The sequence below is a fragment of the Hymenobacter roseosalivarius DSM 11622 genome (assembly GCF_900176135.1).
Lineage (GTDB): Bacteria > Bacteroidota > Bacteroidia > Cytophagales > Hymenobacteraceae > Hymenobacter > Hymenobacter roseosalivarius.
In genome coordinates this window covers 145,998-163,054 of sequence record NZ_FWWW01000039.1, presented here as the reverse complement: position 1 = coordinate 163,054, position 17,057 = coordinate 145,998, and the positions used below count along the sequence as shown (strand labels likewise).

Here is a 17,057-nt window from a genome sequence, read left to right as displayed (position 1 = left end):
AAATAATTTTAGATTATTTTCGAATAATCAAGGAGGATATTTCGCAGTGCTTTCTCACTACCGTTTGGCTACTCCGAAAAATACTATTCATCTTATGATTAAATGCACAAAGTGTACCTCCGCTGATGCGGTGATGGGGGCAGGCTTCATTCGGGGCCGCCAACGGTTCTTCTGTAAGACCTGTGGCTATCACTTCACGGATAATAAGGCGTTGCTAGGACCCGAGCGCAAACGCCACCAAACCACGATCAGCGATGTGGCGAAAGTGCTGGGCGTTGCGCCGTCCACGGTGTCGCGGGCGCTTAATGATCACTCGGATATTAACTCTAATACCCAACAGGCAATTATTGATGTGGTCCGACAGCTGGATTATCAACCTAACTTACTGGCCCAGAGCTTAAGAGCAGCGAAACCAAAACCATTGGCGTCGTGATACCTGACATCGAACGGCCGTTTTTTGCCACTGCCATTAGCGGTATTCAGCAGGTAGTATCAGAGGCAGGCTACCGCGTAATGATCTGCCAGTCGAAGGAGTCGTATGAGGTGGAAGTAACTAACGTGCAGGCACTTATCGCCAGCCGCGTGGACGGGCTGCTGATCTGCCACTCCCGCGAAACCCGAAATTTCGACCACGTAAAGCCTTTGGCCTGCCGCGGTATTCCTATCGTGCACTTCGATAGGGTGAGCAATGAAGTAGACAGTGCCAAAGTGATTCTGGACGACTGGAACGGCGCTTTCACTGTGACGGAGCACCTGATTGAGCAGGGCGCGCGGTGTATTGCTATCCTGGCGGGCCCCGAGTCGTTGCTGATTAGCCGTAATCGATTGGCGGGCTACCAGCATGCGCTTAAACGCAACCAGCTCCCCCTCCGCCCGGAGCACGAAATTCACATTGAGTTTCAGCCAGCGGAGGCCGTAGCTGCCCTGAATGCCTGGCTGGCCCTGCCCGAGCCGCCCGACGCTATTTTTGCCATCAACTACATCAATGCCTTCGATTTATTAGTAGCCCTCAAAAAGCGCGGTCTGCGAGTGCCAGGGGACATGGCAGTGGTAGAGTTCGGCGACGAGTTTATGGCCCCCATGATCGAGCCGGGACTTACCACCGTTGACCTTCATCCTTACCGCATCGGTCAGCAAGCGGCACGACTATTCCTAGAGCAGATGCGCCAGAAGGAAGATCTTCAACCTCGCACCTTTGTCATCTCCGGCGACTTGGTCATCCGGCAATCCTCTCTAAAAGGCAAGGGGGGCTTTTTTAAGCTGGAAATTTAAGTAGCCGTGCGCGCTCGTTTACTCCAGCACGCATTGGCTCTGGTAGCGGCCGGCCTGAGTATGGTGGTGCACCACATAAATGCCCCCAGTGCTGCGTGCCACGGTAAACCCAGCGTTCTGAGTTTCGGAAGCCCGAGTACAACTGCCCCGACTTGGCAGTTACTCGCTTGTCAAGCGTAGTCGGGGGGCTTTTTTAGCTGAGCATACGGGGCTGACTGAATTTTTAACCCCGAGGCCGCAACGCACCATCCTGAGCACTGAGTAAGAAAAGGCCCAGTTGAAGTGACATTGAACGTAGAAGAGAATTCCTCCGACGAACACCACAAGTATTACTCTATTAATAGGGAGGCGCCGCCCGACGGAGTTCATCATGAGTTAAAGTAGGCTTAACTCGCGTCAGTGAAGCAGAGCAGCTAAGCGGTAGCTGGCAAACACACTGTACAAGCGTGGCGGTGGCAGTGATCATTATAATTATTTGATTGGTAATTACTTGCTGAAAAGGCCACTAGCACCGGTGAAATGAGAAATAAGGATTGTATATATTCATACGCTTATTTTTTATAGATATATTTATAAATATTATTTGTATAATTAAATAAAAATTTAATACACCGCTTTATTAACTTACTGTTCACGACCAAAAGGCCGGGGCGGCGGTGGCTGCCCCGGCCTTTTCTTTTTTACCTGTCTACCCCTCACCCTCAATCCCAACCAACATGAGAAACCGTTATGCAGCAACCAGTGGGCTACTAGGCCTGCTTTTGATGGCCAGTCCCGTATTCGGGCAGAATTATGAGCAGATAGCCAAGCAAATAGTAAACACCTCTGCCGGCGTGAAGCCCGGCGAACTAGTGATGATTACGGGCGGCAAGCATACCATGCCGCTAATGGAGGCTATTGCCGTGGAAGTAGCCCGCGTGGGTGGGCAGCCGGAGATGATGGTGAATACTGATAAGGTAGCGCATGCCATCGACGTAGAAATGCCAGAATCGGCGATTCAAGCCTCCAAAAGCGACAACTGGCTATTGCAGGCGGATGTACTAATCACGCTGCCCCAATTAGAAGACAGCAAGGCCGTACTGGCCGGCATCACTCCGGCCCGCCAGGCCAAATTTGCGAAAGTGGCGGCGGATGCCGGGTTAAGCAAAAAGCTGGATGCCGCCAAGATTCGGGGCGTCTTTGTGAGCTACCCTAGCAAAAGCCTTGCAGCGAATCAGCAGCTTGACTACCCAAGCTACGAACAGATGATTTGGGCGGGCATTGGCACTGATTATACGGCCGTTGCAACGCAGGCGCAGCAACTGAAACAGCTGCTGACCACGGGCAAAAAAGTACATATCACCTCCCCCACGGGCACCAACTTAACTTTTCAGCTCGCCGCCCGCCCGGTCTTTGTTGACGACGGCGTGCTCACCGCGGCCGATCAGCAGGAGAAGCTCATCTATAATCGTACGGCGTCCCTCCCCGGTGGGCGGATCTATGGTACCTGCCAGGAAACATCCGCCACGGGCCGGTTAGAGGCCTCGCCTACTACGTGGAATGGGAAACCCATGCAAGGCTTTAAGGCCGAGCTGAAAAATGGTCAGTTGGCTAACTCCCGCGCCGACGCCGGCTCAGAAGACTTTCAGAAGTCGCTCGCGTCGTATGATCCTGGTATGATGCAGCTAGGCTACTTTTCCATTGGCCTAAACCCAGCCATGAAGCCGCAGGAACAAAAAGGCTTCAATCCTTCTACGGCCGCCGGAATGGTGTATCTGGCTATCGGCAACAATGAGCTGCTTGGCGGTCAGAACCAGGCGGCGACCAGCTACAGCTTTCCCATTGCCAACGCTACCGTGGAAGTAGACGGTACCGTGGTTGTGCGCAATGGCCAGCTGGTGTCGCCGACAGTAGCCAAGGCCGCCCCCATGGGCAAGAAAGCGCAGAAATGAGTTAGCACGCTTTCCGTCCGGATATTAAAGCTGCTTTTACGCTGTTAATGCTAAGCTGATAAGTTTATCTTCTTAGCAAAAAAGCCCCGCGCTCTCTAGGAGGAACGCGGGGCTTTTAGCGTTAGGTAGAGTTACTCCGCCCGTTTTATAAAGCTTGCTAACTGTGTCAGCCTATACTAGGCGATGGAAAATTGGATGAGTTTATCCTGTAAAGCGTCCTGCTGACAAAAGAAAAGGCCGTTTCCTGATAGGAAACGGCCTTTTAGGTAGCGGGGACAGGACTCGAACCTGTGACCTTTGGGTTATGAGCCCAACGAGCTACCAACTGCTCCACCCCGCACTGTTTGGTTCTGCAAATGTAAGAGGCTTTTTCGGAATTAGGTGGTGTTGCACTGCAAAAAGTTGCTTTTTGAGTGTTCTATACTGATAATCAGCCGCTTTATTCTTTACTAAACGCGTGATTAAGCACTTGACCTTAAAACCGACTGGTAATACCGAAGTGAATTTTGGAGGTATTGAGCGCCAGCTTTTGATTTAGCTGCTCTGAGCGGCCAACAGAATACACCAGCTGAAACAGGCCCGCGCCAGTGCGAAAGCTGATACCAGCGCCCACCCCCGTTGGCGCGTCGGCGTTGGCCCCTTGGTTTAGCTTACGCTGCAGATAAGCCTGATCCAGGAAGAGAAACACGAAGGAATCGGGGCCGGTGAACTGGCGGTACTCCAACGTGCCTACGGCATAGGAGCTGGCGTAGAAGGCAAACTCGCTGAAACCGCGCAGGGTGGCCAGGCCGCCGAGCCGAAACAGGTCGTTGAGAAACAGACGGTCATTGAGCAAGGACTCGCCCCGCACCCGGCCGAGCAGTACCCCGTTGCGACCAATCGGATAGTAGTACTCGGCCCGACCGCCCAGGGTGACTTGGGTAGAGCGCAGGGGCACGCGGGTATACAATGTGTCGTTGAGATCGGTGTTTTTGCTGATGCGCTTGTTGCCGACGGCAGCCAAGCCTGAAAAAAAGCCCCCCCGACGCGGAAAATATAAGTCATCGAGGGTGCTTTTGGAGTAGTCGAAGCCGTAGGAAGTGTACTCGGAATCGATGTTTTCGGGGAGAGCCTGCAACTCGCGGAACGTGGAATCGGACAGCAAGCGTGAGCTGCGAAACTCGGTAAAAAAGCTGATGCGCCCGGCGCGTGCCGTGGGGTACGTAACCTGTAGGCGAGGCCGCAGCGTCAGAAAGGCATCAGACTGGCGGTAGAGGTTAAAATTGCCCCCCACCTCCAGCGGCGAGCCGAAGAAGTTGGGGTGCACGTACTGCGCGTCGAGCAGCTGCGAGGCGGCGTCTACTTTGCGCCATTGCAGGCCTAGCTGCTTGCCCCCGCCGCGAATATTGCGCAGGTTGATGGTCACGTCGCCGGTGAGCTGCACTTTGTTCTGGCCCGGTCCGGGGTTTGGGTTGGGCAGTACGCCCACAATGGCGTCGAATTGGTTGGCGGGACGGTCGTCGAGGAGTAGGTACACCCGCGCTTTGCCTTGCGCGAAACGCACTTCAGGCTCGGCTTTTACCTGTATATAAGGTAACTGGCGCAGCAGCCGGGCAACGGCAGCCACCCGCTGTTGGCTATAGGGCTGATTTGGAAAAATCTGCAGGTAGCGAATCAGGAACTGCGTCCGGGTTTTGGTATTGCCCAGCACTTGTAAAGAGTCGAATACGATAACAGGGCCGCGGTCGAGCACCACGCGGCCTTCAATATCGGAGCCGGTGAGAGCCACGGAATCCAGGCGTACAGTGGCAAAAGGATAGCCCTGGTTTTCGGCTTCGGCCAGCACGCGCTGCTGGAGCTGGGTCCACTCCTGGGGGCGAAATGGCTGGTCGCGGAAGAACTTTTCTCGGTAACCGGCTTTGGTAAGCAGGCCGTCGCCGAGGTTACCGTTGCGCAGGCGCGCCCACCGAAATTGCTCGCCTACATACAGGCGTACCTGCACCATGTCGCGACTCCAGCGCATAGTATCGGCTGAGGCGGTGAGGTAAGCGTCGGCTTGCAGGGCCAGTACTACGTCACGGATGGTGCGCAGGGCGGTGAGTGAGTCGGGAGCGTTGGGGCGAAACCGGTAGCGCTCCAGCGTAGGCCGGTCTGCTGGCTCTGTGTTGAGTTGAATGAATTTTGCCCCCCGAAGTGGCTTGCGAAGCCGCGTGGTGCTGGTGTCAGATCGGGCCGGAGGCAGAGGCGGCGTCTGCAACGCTGGCTGATTGGGCGCAGCCGGAGCAGGCGTTATCTGCGCCCGTACCGCGCCCGGCCAGCCAGTCAGGAGCAGACTCAACACACAGTAGCAAAAGACGCGGGCGCACATTAAAGCAAAGAACGCGGACTGGAGGCATTTAATTTTGAAGGCTGTGCTTGAGACTGATTCCGCAGGTAGGAGTGCCGCCGTCAGGTGCTCTTTATGCGCCCCGCGCAGTTAAGATTTACTATCTGGGTAACTTGCAGGACGGACCAGGAGATTGTGCGGGTGGAGTTGCTTCCTTTTTTATTGGGCGGAGAAACAATGGTCCAAACTAATCACGCGTCTCTGGTTGTTACCACATACGCTACCTTTTCCACCTGAATGCCCGGCCTTTACCTTCATATTCCCTTTTGCAAACAAGCCTGCCACTACTGCGACTTCCATTTCAGCACTTCCCTGGGCTTGAAAGGCAAGCTGGTAGAAGCCCTGGCGCGAGAGCTGGAGCTGCGCCGTGACTACCTCAGTCCGCAGGCCACGCTCGACACGATTTACTTCGGCGGCGGCACCCCTTCCCTACTGACAGCGGCGGAACTGGACACGTTGTTCGCAGCCATTCACCGGCACTTCAAAATTGCCCCCCAGGCCGAAATTACCCTTGAAGCCAACCCCGATGACCTTACCGCCGACAAATTGCGGGAGCTAGCGGCTTCGCCTATCAACCGTCTGAGTATTGGTCTGCAAAGCTTTCATGAACCACATTTGCGGCTCATGAATCGGGCTCACTCCGCCACTGATTCAGCGCGGTGCGTACGACTGGCTCAGGAGGCTGGCTTTGAGAATATCTCGGTGGATTTGATTTACGGCGTGCCGGCCCCCGACCACAGCATTTGGGAGCAGGATATGGCGGCCGCGTTTGCCTTGCAAGTTCCCCATTTATCCTGTTATGCGCTTACCATTGAGCCCGATACAGTATTCGGGCGCCGCCTGCGCAAAGGTCAGTTTACCCCGCCGCCCGATGAGTTTGTGGCCCGGCAGTTTGAGATGTTGCTGGCAGAAATAGCCGCCCACGGCTACGAGCAGTACGAGATTTCCAACTTCTGCCGCCCTGGCCGCGAGTCGCGCCACAACTCGAACTACTGGCGCGGCGTGCCTTACCTGGGCTTAGGACCGAGCGCCCATTCCTTCGATGGTACGAGCCGGGAGTTTGCGGTAGCTAATAATACGCGCTACGTCACCAGCCTGCTGGAGCAGAACGAGGTGCCCGCCACCCGCGAAACTCTTTCTCCCACCGACCGCGCCAACGAGTACTTAATGACTAGTCTTCGCACTGCTCGGGGCTGCGACCTAGCACGCCTGCGGCAGGAATTCGGGGTGGATCTGCGTACTCAATGTGCTGACTACTTGCACGGTTTGCAGGAAAACCACTGGGCCACCCTGCACAATGATGTCCTGGTTCTGACTGATCAGGGCAAGCTACTGGCCGACCACATCACCCTGGAATTATTTCAGGACCTTGGCTAAATCGATAAAATCAGCGTAATCTGTGCCTATGGAACGCCTGATTGATGCCCTCGCCGACGATGCTGACTTTTTTGTCGAGCACGTTCAAATCACCGCCATCGTCTTCGATACGACCGACGACGTGACCGTGTGGGCCACTACTTACTTTGATAACAATCTGCATTTCTTCCACTTGGGCCTGCAATTTCCGGCTCTGGATTTATTGCTACGTCTGGCCGGCGAGCGGGCGGAAGCCCTACAGGAAGAAGTGGCCGAAGCTTTGGCCACCGTCACGGAATGGCCCTGCCTGTTGGAGTATACCACCGAAGAAAAGCCCCCCGTACCGCTCCCAAACGTAGCCATGAAGCTGGCTTGTACCTATCCGGCTACGTTAGTAGAAGATGATGATGAGGGCGAGGCAGAAGAGGGTGAGGATGAGGAGGAAAGTGAGGATGATGACGAAGAAATTGCCCCCCATAATATCTTTTACTTAGAAGGCGTGTATCTGCGGCTCGAACCGTAGGCGGAAGTACTTCTTATTGCATAGTTGAGAGCATCTTTTAACAGTGATCTATTTTTTTACGCAGGCGAGGCAGGTACCCTAAAAGCCCGTCATGCAGAGCGAAGCGAAGCATCTCGCGAGTTTGGCAGGCTTACTATTCTTACGTCAGCACGCGAGATGCTTCGCTTCGCTCTGCATGACGTTCTTGTCTTAAGCGCTTGTTCAACTTTACTTTCACCTTTTCAAACACTCCATGTTTTACCTGATTCCTGGTCTTGGGGCTGATGAGCGCGTTTTTCGCAAGCTGTTGCCCTTGCTCCACGGACCAACTCAGGTGCTGGAATGGCTGAAGCCGATTAACGACGAGTCATTGCCAGACTATGTGCGGCGCATGGCGGCGGCAATTCCCGAGGATCAGGTCTGTTTTGTGGTAGGCGTGTCGTTTGGCGGCGTGGTAGCGCTGGAAATCTGCCGCATTCGGCCGCGCGCCTGCGCCGTGCTGGTATCCAGCATTCCCGATGCCGACCGTCTACCTCCTCTGCTTCGCCTCATTCGGGCTACGCGGGTGTATAAGTTGGTCCCGCCGCCCCTGCTCAAGCTGTTTCCGTGGGCCGGGCGCTGGTATTTTGGCATTGATGACAACCTGGAATACAAAACATTTAAGGCCATTCTGCGCGACATGGACTCCACTTATACCAGCTGGGCTATCAAGCGGCTCTTACACTGGGACAGCATCGGCGTCGGCAGCTGCGTGCAGATCCTGGGCTCCCGCGACCGGGTTTTTCCGCCCTCGCCCGCGCCCGTTGATTATCTTATTCCCGGCGGCACGCACTTCATGGTTCTCACCCACGCCCAGCAAATCAGCCAGATTTTGAATGAGCTGCTACGCAAGCAGCAAGCCTCAACAGGAGCAGCGGATGCTGAAGTTGCTGAAGTAGGGGCGGCTCGCAGTCGCCCGTAACCGCCGTTTGCAACTACCAGCAGCAGGTGGGCGGCTGCGAGCCGCCCCTACTTTCGATTACCACCAACTTATGCTCGCAACCTACCCCTACCACGGTCACACGTTCTCCTTCGATCCCGGCGCGCCGCTGGATATTTCCCTGCCGCTGGCGCCCGGCCCGAATCAGGCGAATTGCTTTTGGGCCGAGCCAGTGCGGTTCGATACCATTCGGGTGGGCGACTTTGTGGGGAGCGTGGCCGAGGGCGGCAGCACCAACTATAAGCGCGTGCATCTCACGCCCCACGGCAACGGCACGCATACCGAATGCTACGGCCATATTTCCACTGACCCGGACGCGACCATTAACCGCTGCCTGCGCCGCTTTTTGTTCGTGGCCCGACTACTCTCAGTGGAACCGCGCCGGCAGGCCAACGGCGACCAAATAGTCATGCTGGCCGATGCACAGTCGGCGCTGGGGGGCTTTTTGCCGGATTCTGAGGTGTTGCCGGAGGCCATCATTCTACGGACGTTGCCCAATCACAAAGGCAAGCGCACGCGGCAATATTCCGGTACCAACCCTATTTATCTGGAGCCCGCACTTACTCAATACCTCGCCGACCACCACATTGAGCACCTTCTCCTGGACCTACCCAGCGTAGATCGGGAAGAAGACGGCGGTCAACTCCTTGCTCATCATGCGTTCTGGCAATATCCTCAGCACACCCGCCGCTCTAGCACTATTACAGAGCTGATTTTCGTGCCCGATGAGCTGAAAGACGGTTTGTATCTGCTCAACCTCCAGATCACCAGCTTGGAATTAGACGCCAGCCCGAGCAAGCCGGTCTTATACCAATTAAGCTAATATTATTGTCAGCATAACAATAGGATCGCAAAAAGCCCCCCAGGCAAATCTGGGGGGCTTTTTGACTGGTTCATCGACTTCCATAAAATATATGGAGTCCGGTTAACTAGTAATTCAGGCTAAGCAGCAGTTGCTTCGGTCAGCTCAGCGTCGCTGATAACGGGCACTACCGACACGAACGAGCGGTCCTGGCGGCCCTTGCGGAACTGCACGGTGCCGTCTACCATAGCGAACAGAGTGTGGTCCTTGCCGATACCCACGTTCTGGCCGGGGTGATGCTTGGTACCACGCTGACGAACGATGATGTTGCCAGCAATAATGTCTTGACCGCCGAAAATCTTCACGCCCAAGCGCTTAGAGTGCGATTCGCGGCCGTTGTTAGATGAGCCGACGCCTTTCTTGTGTGCCATTTTATTTAGTTATTAGTGCCTGCTATTTAGTGCTTAAGAGGTTGTTGGACCAGAATTCTTAGCTATCTAAACTAAGCACCAGGCACCAACGACAGAGCACTAAACTAGCCGATGCTGTTGATCATTACTTTGGTGTAGTCCTGACGGTGGCCGTTGAGCTTCTTGTAGCCCTTCCGACGCTTCTTCTTGAACACCAATACCTTGTCACCTTTTACCTGGGCCAAGATGGTGCCTGTCACTTTCACGTCCAGAAACGGAGCGCCGATAGTGAGCGAACCGTTGTTATCGGTCAGGAGCACGTTGCCCAACTCAACTGAGTCGCCGACGTTGCCGGCCAGTTTGTGGGTATAAACAAATTTCTCGGCTTCGACCTTGGTCTGCTTGCCAGCTATGTTGACGATTGCGTACATCGGCGTCTCGCGTGTTTTAAAAATGGGAAGGCAAAAGTAGCAGGTTTTAGATTCAAAACCAAACCTAACTCACTAGTCTTCATTTGGTCGGCTGTCTAAGGCGAATTTCTGACAAGCTTATCGGGAGGCTTGTAGGAGCGCGCACCGGGCACGCGAATACACTTTTTGTGGATAAGTTGGATTGTCCACAGCCCAAATGTTGATAAGTATTCAAAATTCGGGCGTTTCGAGGACAATTCCAGCCGCTGCCACAAATTTCCTTCCAATAGTTAGTCCGTAAGCCAGAAGAAAATTTAACCGAAGAAAATGATTTTCGGGGGGCATTTTGCCAGCTGCCGGGTTTATATTTGATCCCATGGCCGGTCAAGTTTTATCTAAAGCCAGCCTAAACATTTCCGTTTGCCGCTAGGTTGGCAAACCACTAGCCGACCATATTTCTGGTCGCGTTTCACCTTCAATACGCTATCTGCTATGGAACCACTGCTCGTTGAAAACCCCAACCGCTTTGTGCTTTTCCCCATCCAGAACGACGATGTCTGGCAATTCTACAAGAAGGCGGAGGCCTCCTTCTGGACCGCCGAGGAAATAGACCTCTCCCAGGACCAGAAAGACTGGGAAAACCTCAACGATAACGAGCGGCACTTCATTTCCCACGTGCTGGCCTTCTTCGCGGCCTCCGATGGCATCGTGAATGAAAATCTGGCCGTAAACTTCATGCAGGAAGTGCAGATGCCTGAAGCGCGCTGCTTCTATGGCTTCCAGATTATGATGGAAAACATTCACAGCGAGACCTATTCGCTGCTGATCGACACCTACATCAAAGACCCCAAGGAGAAAGACCGTCTCTTCAACGCCCTCGAAACCGTACCGTGCGTGAAGAAAAAAGGCGAGTGGGCCCTAAAGTGGATCAACTCCGAGGACTTCGCCGAGCGCATCATTGCCTTCGCGGCCGTGGAGGGCATTTTCTTCTCCGGCTCCTTCTGCTCGATTTTCTGGTTAAAGAAGCGCGGTCTGATGCCCGGTCTCACTTTCTCCAATGAGTTGATTTCCCGCGACGAAGGCCTGCACTGCGACTTCGCTTGCCTGCTCTACGGTTATCTACAAAACAAGCTCTCCGAGGAGCGTGTACACAGCATCATCCGCGACGCGGTGCAGATCGAGCAAGAGTTTGTGACGGATGCGCTGCCCGTAAATCTCATTGGGATGAACGCCAAAAACATGGCGCAGTACATCGAGTTCGTGGCCGACCGCCTGCTTGAGTCGCTGGGCTACAGCAAGATCTACAACGCCTCCAACCCCTTCGATTTCATGGAGATGATTTCGCTGCAGGGCAAGACCAACTTCTTCGAGAAGCGGGTGGCTGAGTACCAGAAAGCCGGCGTAATGAGCGAGCGCACCGAGAATGCTTTCTCGCTGGACGAGGATTTTTAAAACATTGATTCTCAATAAAGGAGCCCTCTGGCGTTGGCTGGGGGGCTTTTTTGTTGGTTGGTTAGGTTGGTCGTTCAGACGATGGGCCTCACCCCCCGGCCCCCTCTCCCAAAAAGAGGGGGAGTCAGGCGCTCGGCCTACGCGGCTACGTCGGCTGCCGCCTCCGCAACCACTACCGAATGTGTAGAAAATAAAAGGCACCGACCGCCAGTCGTTGCCTTTCCTATTTGACAAAACTTTACCTGTACTGTTAGAGGGGTAGCCGTGCTGGAGACACGAGTCGACAGGGCGGCGTAGGCCGAGCGCCTGGCTCCCCCTCTTTTTGGGAGAGGGGGCCGGGGGGTGAGGTCCCGCCCTACCAAACTTCCCCCAACAGCACAACCCAATTTTCCCAGCAAAATTTAGCACCAATCCCCCAGCGCCTCCCAACAATTTTGCCCCCCAGCGCTATATTTTTGGACTATGTGGATAACTTCTGTTGATAAGTCTTGTCCTACCCGACAGATAGAAATATCTTCCGCAACGATTAGCCGCATCCTACGGCTGCTTGCCCCATTTTCCTGATCCAACTGCCTGCTCTTGGCTGAGCCGGCAAACTCATATCCAACTACCAAAACGCACACGCTTATGCTGGTAATTAAACGCGACGGCCGGCGCGAATCCGTGAAATTTGACAAAGTCACGGCGCGCATTGAGAAGCTCTGCTACGGGCTCAACATGGTGTATGTCTCGCCCATTGAGGTGGCCAAAAAGGTCATTGACGGGATTTATGACGGCGTAACGACCATTGAGCTGGACAATCTGGCGGCCGAAACCGCCGCCTCGCTCACCACCAAACACCCCGATTACGCTATTCTGGCGGCCCGCATTGCCGTGAGCAACCTGCATAAGGTGACCTCCAAGTCGTTCAGCAGCACCATGAAGCGGCTGTACACCTACGAGGACCCCAAGACCGGCGAAAACGCTTCGCTCATCGCCAAAGACGTGTGGGAAGTTATCCACAAGCACGCGGCTACCCTCGACTCGGCCATTCTCTACGACCGCGACTACAGCTACGACTACTTCGGGTTCAAAACTCTGGAGCGCTCCTATCTGCTGCGCGTGGACGGCAAGGTAATCGAGCGGCCCCAGCACATGCTCATGCGCGTGGCCATCGGGATTCACAAGGACGATATCGAATCGGCCCTTGAAACCTATGAGCTGATGAGCGAGCGGTGGTTTACCCACGCTACGCCTACCCTGTTTAACGCCGGCTCACCGAAACCCCAGCTGTCGTCGTGCTTCCTGCTCACCATGAAGGACGACTCCATCACAGGCATTTACGACACGCTAAAAAACTGCGCTCAGATTTCGCAGTCGGCGGGTGGTATTGGCTTGAGCATTCATAACGTGCGGGCCACGGGCTCCTACATCAAGGGCACCAACGGCACTTCCAACGGTATCATCCCGATGCTGAAGGTGTTCAACGACACGGCCCGCTACGTGGACCAGGGTGGTGGCAAGCGCAAAGGAGCCTTCGCTATCTACATCGAGCCCTGGCACGCCGATATTTTCGACTTCCTGGATCTGAAAAAGAACCACGGCAAGGAAGAAAACCGCGCCCGCGACCTGTTCTACGCCCTCTGGACGCCCGACTTATTCATGAAGCGCGTGGAGGATAACGGCGACTGGACCCTGATGTGCCCCAACGAGTGCCCCGGCCTGGGCGACGCCTGGGGTGAGGACTTCGAGCGCTTGTACCGCAAGTACGAGAAGGAAGGCCGCGGCCGCAAGACCATCAAGGCGCAGGAGCTGTGGTTTGCCATTCTGGAAAGCCAGACCGAGACCGGCACACCCTACATGCTGTTCAAGGACGCCGCCAACCGCAAGTCGAACCAGCAGAATCTGGGCACCATCAAGTCATCGAACCTGTGCACCGAGATTATGGAGTACACCGACGAGCACGAAATTGCCGTCTGCAACCTGGCTTCGCTGGCCTTGCCACGCTTCGTGAAGGAAGGCGAGCAGAAGGGCCAGCTGGTGTTCGACCACCAGAAGCTGTACGATGTCACGTACCACGCTACCAAGAACCTGAACAAGGTTATTGACATCAACTATTACCCCGTGCCCGAGGCCGAGCGCTCCAACCGCCGCCACCGCCCCATCGGGCTGGGCGTGCAAGGGCTGGCCGATACGTTTATTGCGCTGCGGATGCCTTTCGAGAGCGACGAAGCCACGGGCCTGAACAAGGACATCTTCGAGACCATCTACTTCGCGGCCTGCACGGCTTCGATGGATTTGGCCAAGAAAAATGGTCCCTACGAAACTTTCGTCGGCTCGCCCATGAGCCAGGGCAAGTTCCAGTTCGACCTCTGGGACGTGATGCCCGACTCGGGCCGCTGGGATTGGGAAACGCTACGCGCTCAGGTAATGGAGCACGGCATGCGCAACTCCCTGCTGGTGGCGCCGATGCCCACGGCCAGCACCGCTCAGATTCTCGGCAACAACGAGTCGTTTGAGCCTTACACCTCCAACATCTACGTGCGGCGCGTGCTGAGCGGCGAGTTTATGGTAGTGAACAAGCACTTGCTCAAGGACCTCATCAAGCTCGGCATCTGGAACGAGCAGATGAAAAACGAAATCATTGCCGCCAACGGCTCAGTGCAGAACATCGCCCGCATCCCGCAGCACATCAAAGACCTGTATAAGACGGTGTGGGAAATCTCCCAGCGCCGCATTATCGATATGTCGGCCGACCGGGGGGCTTTTATTTGCCAGAGCCAGAGCCTAAACCTGCATGTGATGAACGTGAACTTCGGCAAGCTCACCAGCATGCACTTCCACAGCTGGAAGCGCGGCCTGAAAACCGGCATGTACTACCTGCGCACCAAAGCCGCCGCCGACGCCATCAAGTTCACGGTGCAGAAACAAGCCGCCGAGACCCTGGAGCCGCTGAACGTAGCTGCCCAGAATGCTTCGGATATGGCTTGCTCGCTGGATAATCCAGACGCTTGCGAGGCTTGCGGTTCGTAGATTGAAACGGTGAAATCTATTCCGTATCAGCAGTATGTGGCTTTGCTGAAAGTGCTGGGCTTGGTACACATTCGTACCGAGGCCAGCCATCAGCACTGGGATTTTTCGGCCGGCTCCGGCAAGACTTTGCTTCGCATGGTTACCATTCGGGAGAAGGACAGAGATATTCCACTGTTGCACATGCACACCAACTTAGTGACGCTGGAGCTATCCGGTGTGGTCACCAAGGAAGAGTTTAATAAGCTGCTGGCGGAACAAGCCAATCCGAAAGCGGCCCGTGCAGCGCAGAAGCGGCGCAAGAAAAACGAAGAATAAAAAAGAGCCTTTCCATGATGGAAAGGCTCTTTTTTATAAAAAGCTAGCCAAGGTTACTAAGCAGGCAGCAGAATATCTTCGGTGAGGACGCGACGAGAACGGACGGGCGCATTCAGCAACTCCAGCGGCAAGCGGGGCGGCTCGTATACGGCCAGAGGCTTCTTTACCAAACGCCAGCCAAAGGCCAGCAATAGTTGGTCGAGAGTACCCCGGCGGGCCGTGTCGGCGGCAAAGAAGCGTAAGGCTTCCTCAAAGGCCTGCCGGGCTTCGTCCTCGGTATCGCCGTAGGAGGAGAGCTCCAGCGCCGGACAGTAGGCCACATACTGGCCGCTATCGTCCAGCACGAGCAGCACTTCCACCTGTACTTTCGTGACGGCGCCGTGGAGGTCAGTGGTGAGAGATGCCATAGTAGAACCAGATTCGGGGTTGAAGTAAGTAAAGTTACCAGAAAGGTTTCGTCCATAACAACCGAATAAGGTCTTTCTGTTCGGCAGCCCTTGCAAAGCACAACCAACCACGTATCTTCACTACCATAGCACGCCGGAGAGGCGGCTTGCTTTCTGCGGTGCAGAAACAAGCCGCCGAGACGCTGGAGCCGCTGAACGTATCGGCCCAGAATGCTTCGGACATGTCTTGCTCGCTGGATAATCCAGACGCTTGCGAGGCTTGCGGTTCGTGGTAATGTATATTTTTATTGTTTTAGGAGAGAGAAATAATATTTCTCTCTTTTTTTTTGCTACTATGAAATCAAAACAAACTAAAAAAATAAGTATTGATATTGTCTCGCCAGAAGAGCAATTCAATGACCATCTAAATAATAGTGAAAGAGTAATATTATCAGGTCCCTTTGGAATAGGAAAAAGCTATTTCTTAAAAAAATATTTTAAAGATAATTCAGATAAATATATCACTATAAATTTAAAGCCCATAAACTATGCAGTATCTACCAATGAAGATATTTTTCAATTAATTAAATATGATATAATATATGAATTATTACTGCATGATAAGGAGTACAATATATTCGATATTACCCCAATTCCTGAAAATATGATGAGAGAATATTTTCTCACAAGTCAGTTCGAAGGCATTCTAGACAGATTTTTAATGTCAATTAACAAAATTGATAAATCGGCATTAGAATTAGCTAAGCACTTATATGGACTTTTCAACGAATACGAATCCTTTAAAAAAAGGCATTTAGAAGCCTTAAATGAATTTAAGACCTTGGAAGTTTTTAGCAAAAACTTTGCAAATAAAACCGGAGCTATTTATGAAAATGATTTTATTAGTGAGTTAATAAACAAATCTATTTCCAAGCTAAAAGCACTTAACAAAAAGGTCATTTTAATAATCGATGATCTAGATAGAATTGATCCTGAACATATATTTAGATTGATAAACGTTTTTGGAGCTCACTTAGACGTAAGGGAAAATGAAAATAAGTTTCTCTTTAACACTACAGTACTTGTCTGTGACATAAAAAACATAAGAGGCATTTTTAGGCATAAATACGGTTCATCAGTAGATTTCAATGGTTACATTGATAAGTTCTACTCTGATGAGATTTTCTATTACGACAATACATCAGCTATAATAACATGGTTAGAGCACAACGAAAAAATAACATCTTTTCATAATAAACTAAAGATACCTACTTACTCTTTTCTATTTAATATATTATCAAGACTATCTAAGAATAATTTATTAAACCTTAGATCATTGATAAAAATTAAACTAGATACAGACGAAATAGGACAATTTTTAATAAACAAAAATACTAATGATGAATTATATGGTTTATTATTTTTGGACATATTTTTTGTTTTGAGAGGTATATTTCAAGACACAAACTCCCTTGTTGAAAAACTAAATGAGTTAGATAACTTAGATGCGCCAGTGTATGGCGATGCAAAAAAGCTACCAAAGCCTTATTTAGGAATTGGAGAACAGAACAGAAGTAAACTAAAGTTATTAGAAAATTTCATACTGCCAGTTTTGGCAAAGACTCAAGATTACAAAAGGCTTGATGAAGTTAATTTTTATGAATATAAAGGTGTAAAAATAGAATATTTAGTAATTGACCACAGAGAATTTATAACGAATATAAAGACAATAAATGGTAAGGACCCCCACACTTTCACTGGGAAATTACCTTTATGGTCTCTCACAGCAGAAGCCACATATAAATTATCTGTATTGGTAGGTGTAGAATAATGCTAGATCATTGTTAATACTTGCAGCCAAGAGT

Annotated in this window: 15 protein-coding genes and 1 tRNA gene; 11 read left to right on the top strand and 5 right to left on the bottom strand. The window is 52.6% G+C overall.

From position 1 onward, the window contains the following. From B9A24_RS22565 to B9A24_RS03240, 3 genes are all read left to right on the top strand, one after another. The coding region (locus B9A24_RS22565; protein WP_234996941.1) for a LacI family DNA-binding transcriptional regulator at nt 1–433 on the top strand (433 nt) is incomplete at its 5' end. Then, nucleotides 430–1,272, top strand: coding sequence for a substrate-binding domain-containing protein (locus B9A24_RS03245; protein ID WP_234996939.1), 843 nt, complete (start codon nt 430–432; stop codon nt 1,270–1,272). The genes B9A24_RS22565 and B9A24_RS03245, both read left to right, overlap by 4 nt. Before the next feature lie 716 nt (nt 1,273–1,988). Continuing rightward, nucleotides 1,989–3,203 carry an aminopeptidase gene (locus tag B9A24_RS03240; protein ID WP_084443725.1) on the top strand — a complete coding sequence of 405 codons (1,215 nt, stop codon included), beginning with the start codon at nt 1,989–1,991 and terminating at the stop codon, nt 3,201–3,203. Nucleotides 3,204–3,470: 267 nt separating this feature from the next. Here the strand turns inward: B9A24_RS03240 and B9A24_RS03235 are convergent. Both B9A24_RS03235 and B9A24_RS03230 read right to left on the bottom strand, forming a co-directional pair. After that, nucleotides 3,471–3,543, bottom strand: a tRNA-Met gene (locus B9A24_RS03235). A gap of 135 nt (nt 3,544–3,678) precedes the next feature. Further along, the gene (locus B9A24_RS03230; RefSeq protein WP_084443724.1) at nt 3,679–5,520 is read right to left on the bottom strand and encodes a POTRA domain-containing protein; all 1,842 of its coding nucleotides are present in this window, start codon (nt 5,518–5,520) and stop codon (nt 3,679–3,681) included. A gap of 285 nt (nt 5,521–5,805) precedes the next feature. Between B9A24_RS03230 and hemW the strand changes: the two genes are divergently transcribed. From hemW to B9A24_RS03210, 4 genes are all read left to right on the top strand, one after another. Next, on the top strand, nt 5,806–6,945 hold the full coding sequence (gene hemW, locus B9A24_RS03225) for a radical SAM family heme chaperone HemW (RefSeq protein WP_084443723.1): 1,140 nt from the start codon (nt 5,806–5,808) through the stop codon (nt 6,943–6,945). A gap of 28 nt (nt 6,946–6,973) precedes the next feature. Beyond that, nucleotides 6,974–7,447 (top strand): hypothetical protein, encoded by a 474-nt coding sequence (locus tag B9A24_RS21970; protein WP_084443722.1) that lies wholly within the window; start codon nt 6,974–6,976, stop codon nt 7,445–7,447. Between the two features lie 232 nt (nt 7,448–7,679). Next, the gene (locus B9A24_RS03215; RefSeq protein ID WP_084443721.1) at nt 7,680–8,387 is read left to right on the top strand and encodes an alpha/beta fold hydrolase; all 708 of its coding nucleotides are present in this window, start codon (nt 7,680–7,682) and stop codon (nt 8,385–8,387) included. A 70-nt stretch (nt 8,388–8,457) separates the two neighbouring features. Continuing rightward, nucleotides 8,458–9,228: a cyclase family protein gene (locus tag B9A24_RS03210; protein ID WP_084443720.1), complete on the top strand. Its 771-nt coding sequence runs from the start codon at nt 8,458–8,460 to the stop codon at nt 9,226–9,228. A 119-nt stretch (nt 9,229–9,347) separates the two neighbouring features. Here the strand turns inward: B9A24_RS03210 and rpmA are convergent, their stop codons facing one another. After that, entirely contained in the window at nt 9,348–9,638 is a 291-nt protein-coding gene (rpmA, locus tag B9A24_RS03205; RefSeq protein ID WP_084443719.1) for a 50S ribosomal protein L27, read from the bottom strand. 104 nt (nt 9,639–9,742) lie between these two features. Beyond that, nucleotides 9,743–10,048, bottom strand: a complete 306-nt coding sequence (gene rplU / locus B9A24_RS03200) for a 50S ribosomal protein L21 (protein ID WP_084443718.1) — start codon at nt 10,046–10,048, stop codon at nt 9,743–9,745. Between the two features lie 471 nt (nt 10,049–10,519). Between rplU and B9A24_RS03195 the strand changes: the two genes are divergently transcribed. The 3 genes from B9A24_RS03195 (at nt 10,520) to B9A24_RS22225 (ending at nt 14,806) form a co-directional block, all read left to right on the top strand. After that, the gene (locus B9A24_RS03195) at nt 10,520–11,479 is read left to right on the top strand and encodes a ribonucleoside-diphosphate reductase small subunit (protein ID WP_084443717.1); all 960 of its coding nucleotides are present in this window, start codon (nt 10,520–10,522) and stop codon (nt 11,477–11,479) included. Between the two features lie 627 nt (nt 11,480–12,106). Continuing rightward, a complete protein-coding gene (locus tag B9A24_RS03190) occupies nt 12,107–14,491 on the top strand; it encodes a ribonucleoside-diphosphate reductase subunit alpha (RefSeq protein ID WP_084443741.1) in 2,385 nt (794 codons plus the stop codon). Nucleotides 14,492–14,500: 9 nt separating this feature from the next. Continuing rightward, entirely contained in the window at nt 14,501–14,806 is a 306-nt protein-coding gene (locus B9A24_RS22225) for a hypothetical protein (protein WP_084443716.1), read from the top strand. 56 nt (nt 14,807–14,862) lie between these two features. Here B9A24_RS22225 and B9A24_RS03180 read toward each other — a convergent pair whose 3' ends face one another. Next, complete coding sequence (locus B9A24_RS03180; protein ID WP_084443715.1) at nt 14,863–15,213, bottom strand: type II toxin-antitoxin system HicB family antitoxin; 351 nt, start codon at nt 15,211–15,213, stop codon at nt 14,863–14,865. A gap of 334 nt (nt 15,214–15,547) precedes the next feature. Here B9A24_RS03180 and B9A24_RS03175 point away from each other — a divergent pair, with 334 nt between their 5' ends. After that, nucleotides 15,548–17,023: a P-loop NTPase fold protein gene (locus B9A24_RS03175; protein WP_159451931.1), complete on the top strand. Its 1,476-nt coding sequence runs from the start codon at nt 15,548–15,550 to the stop codon at nt 17,021–17,023. The last annotated feature ends 34 nt before the right edge of the window (nt 17,024–17,057 follow it).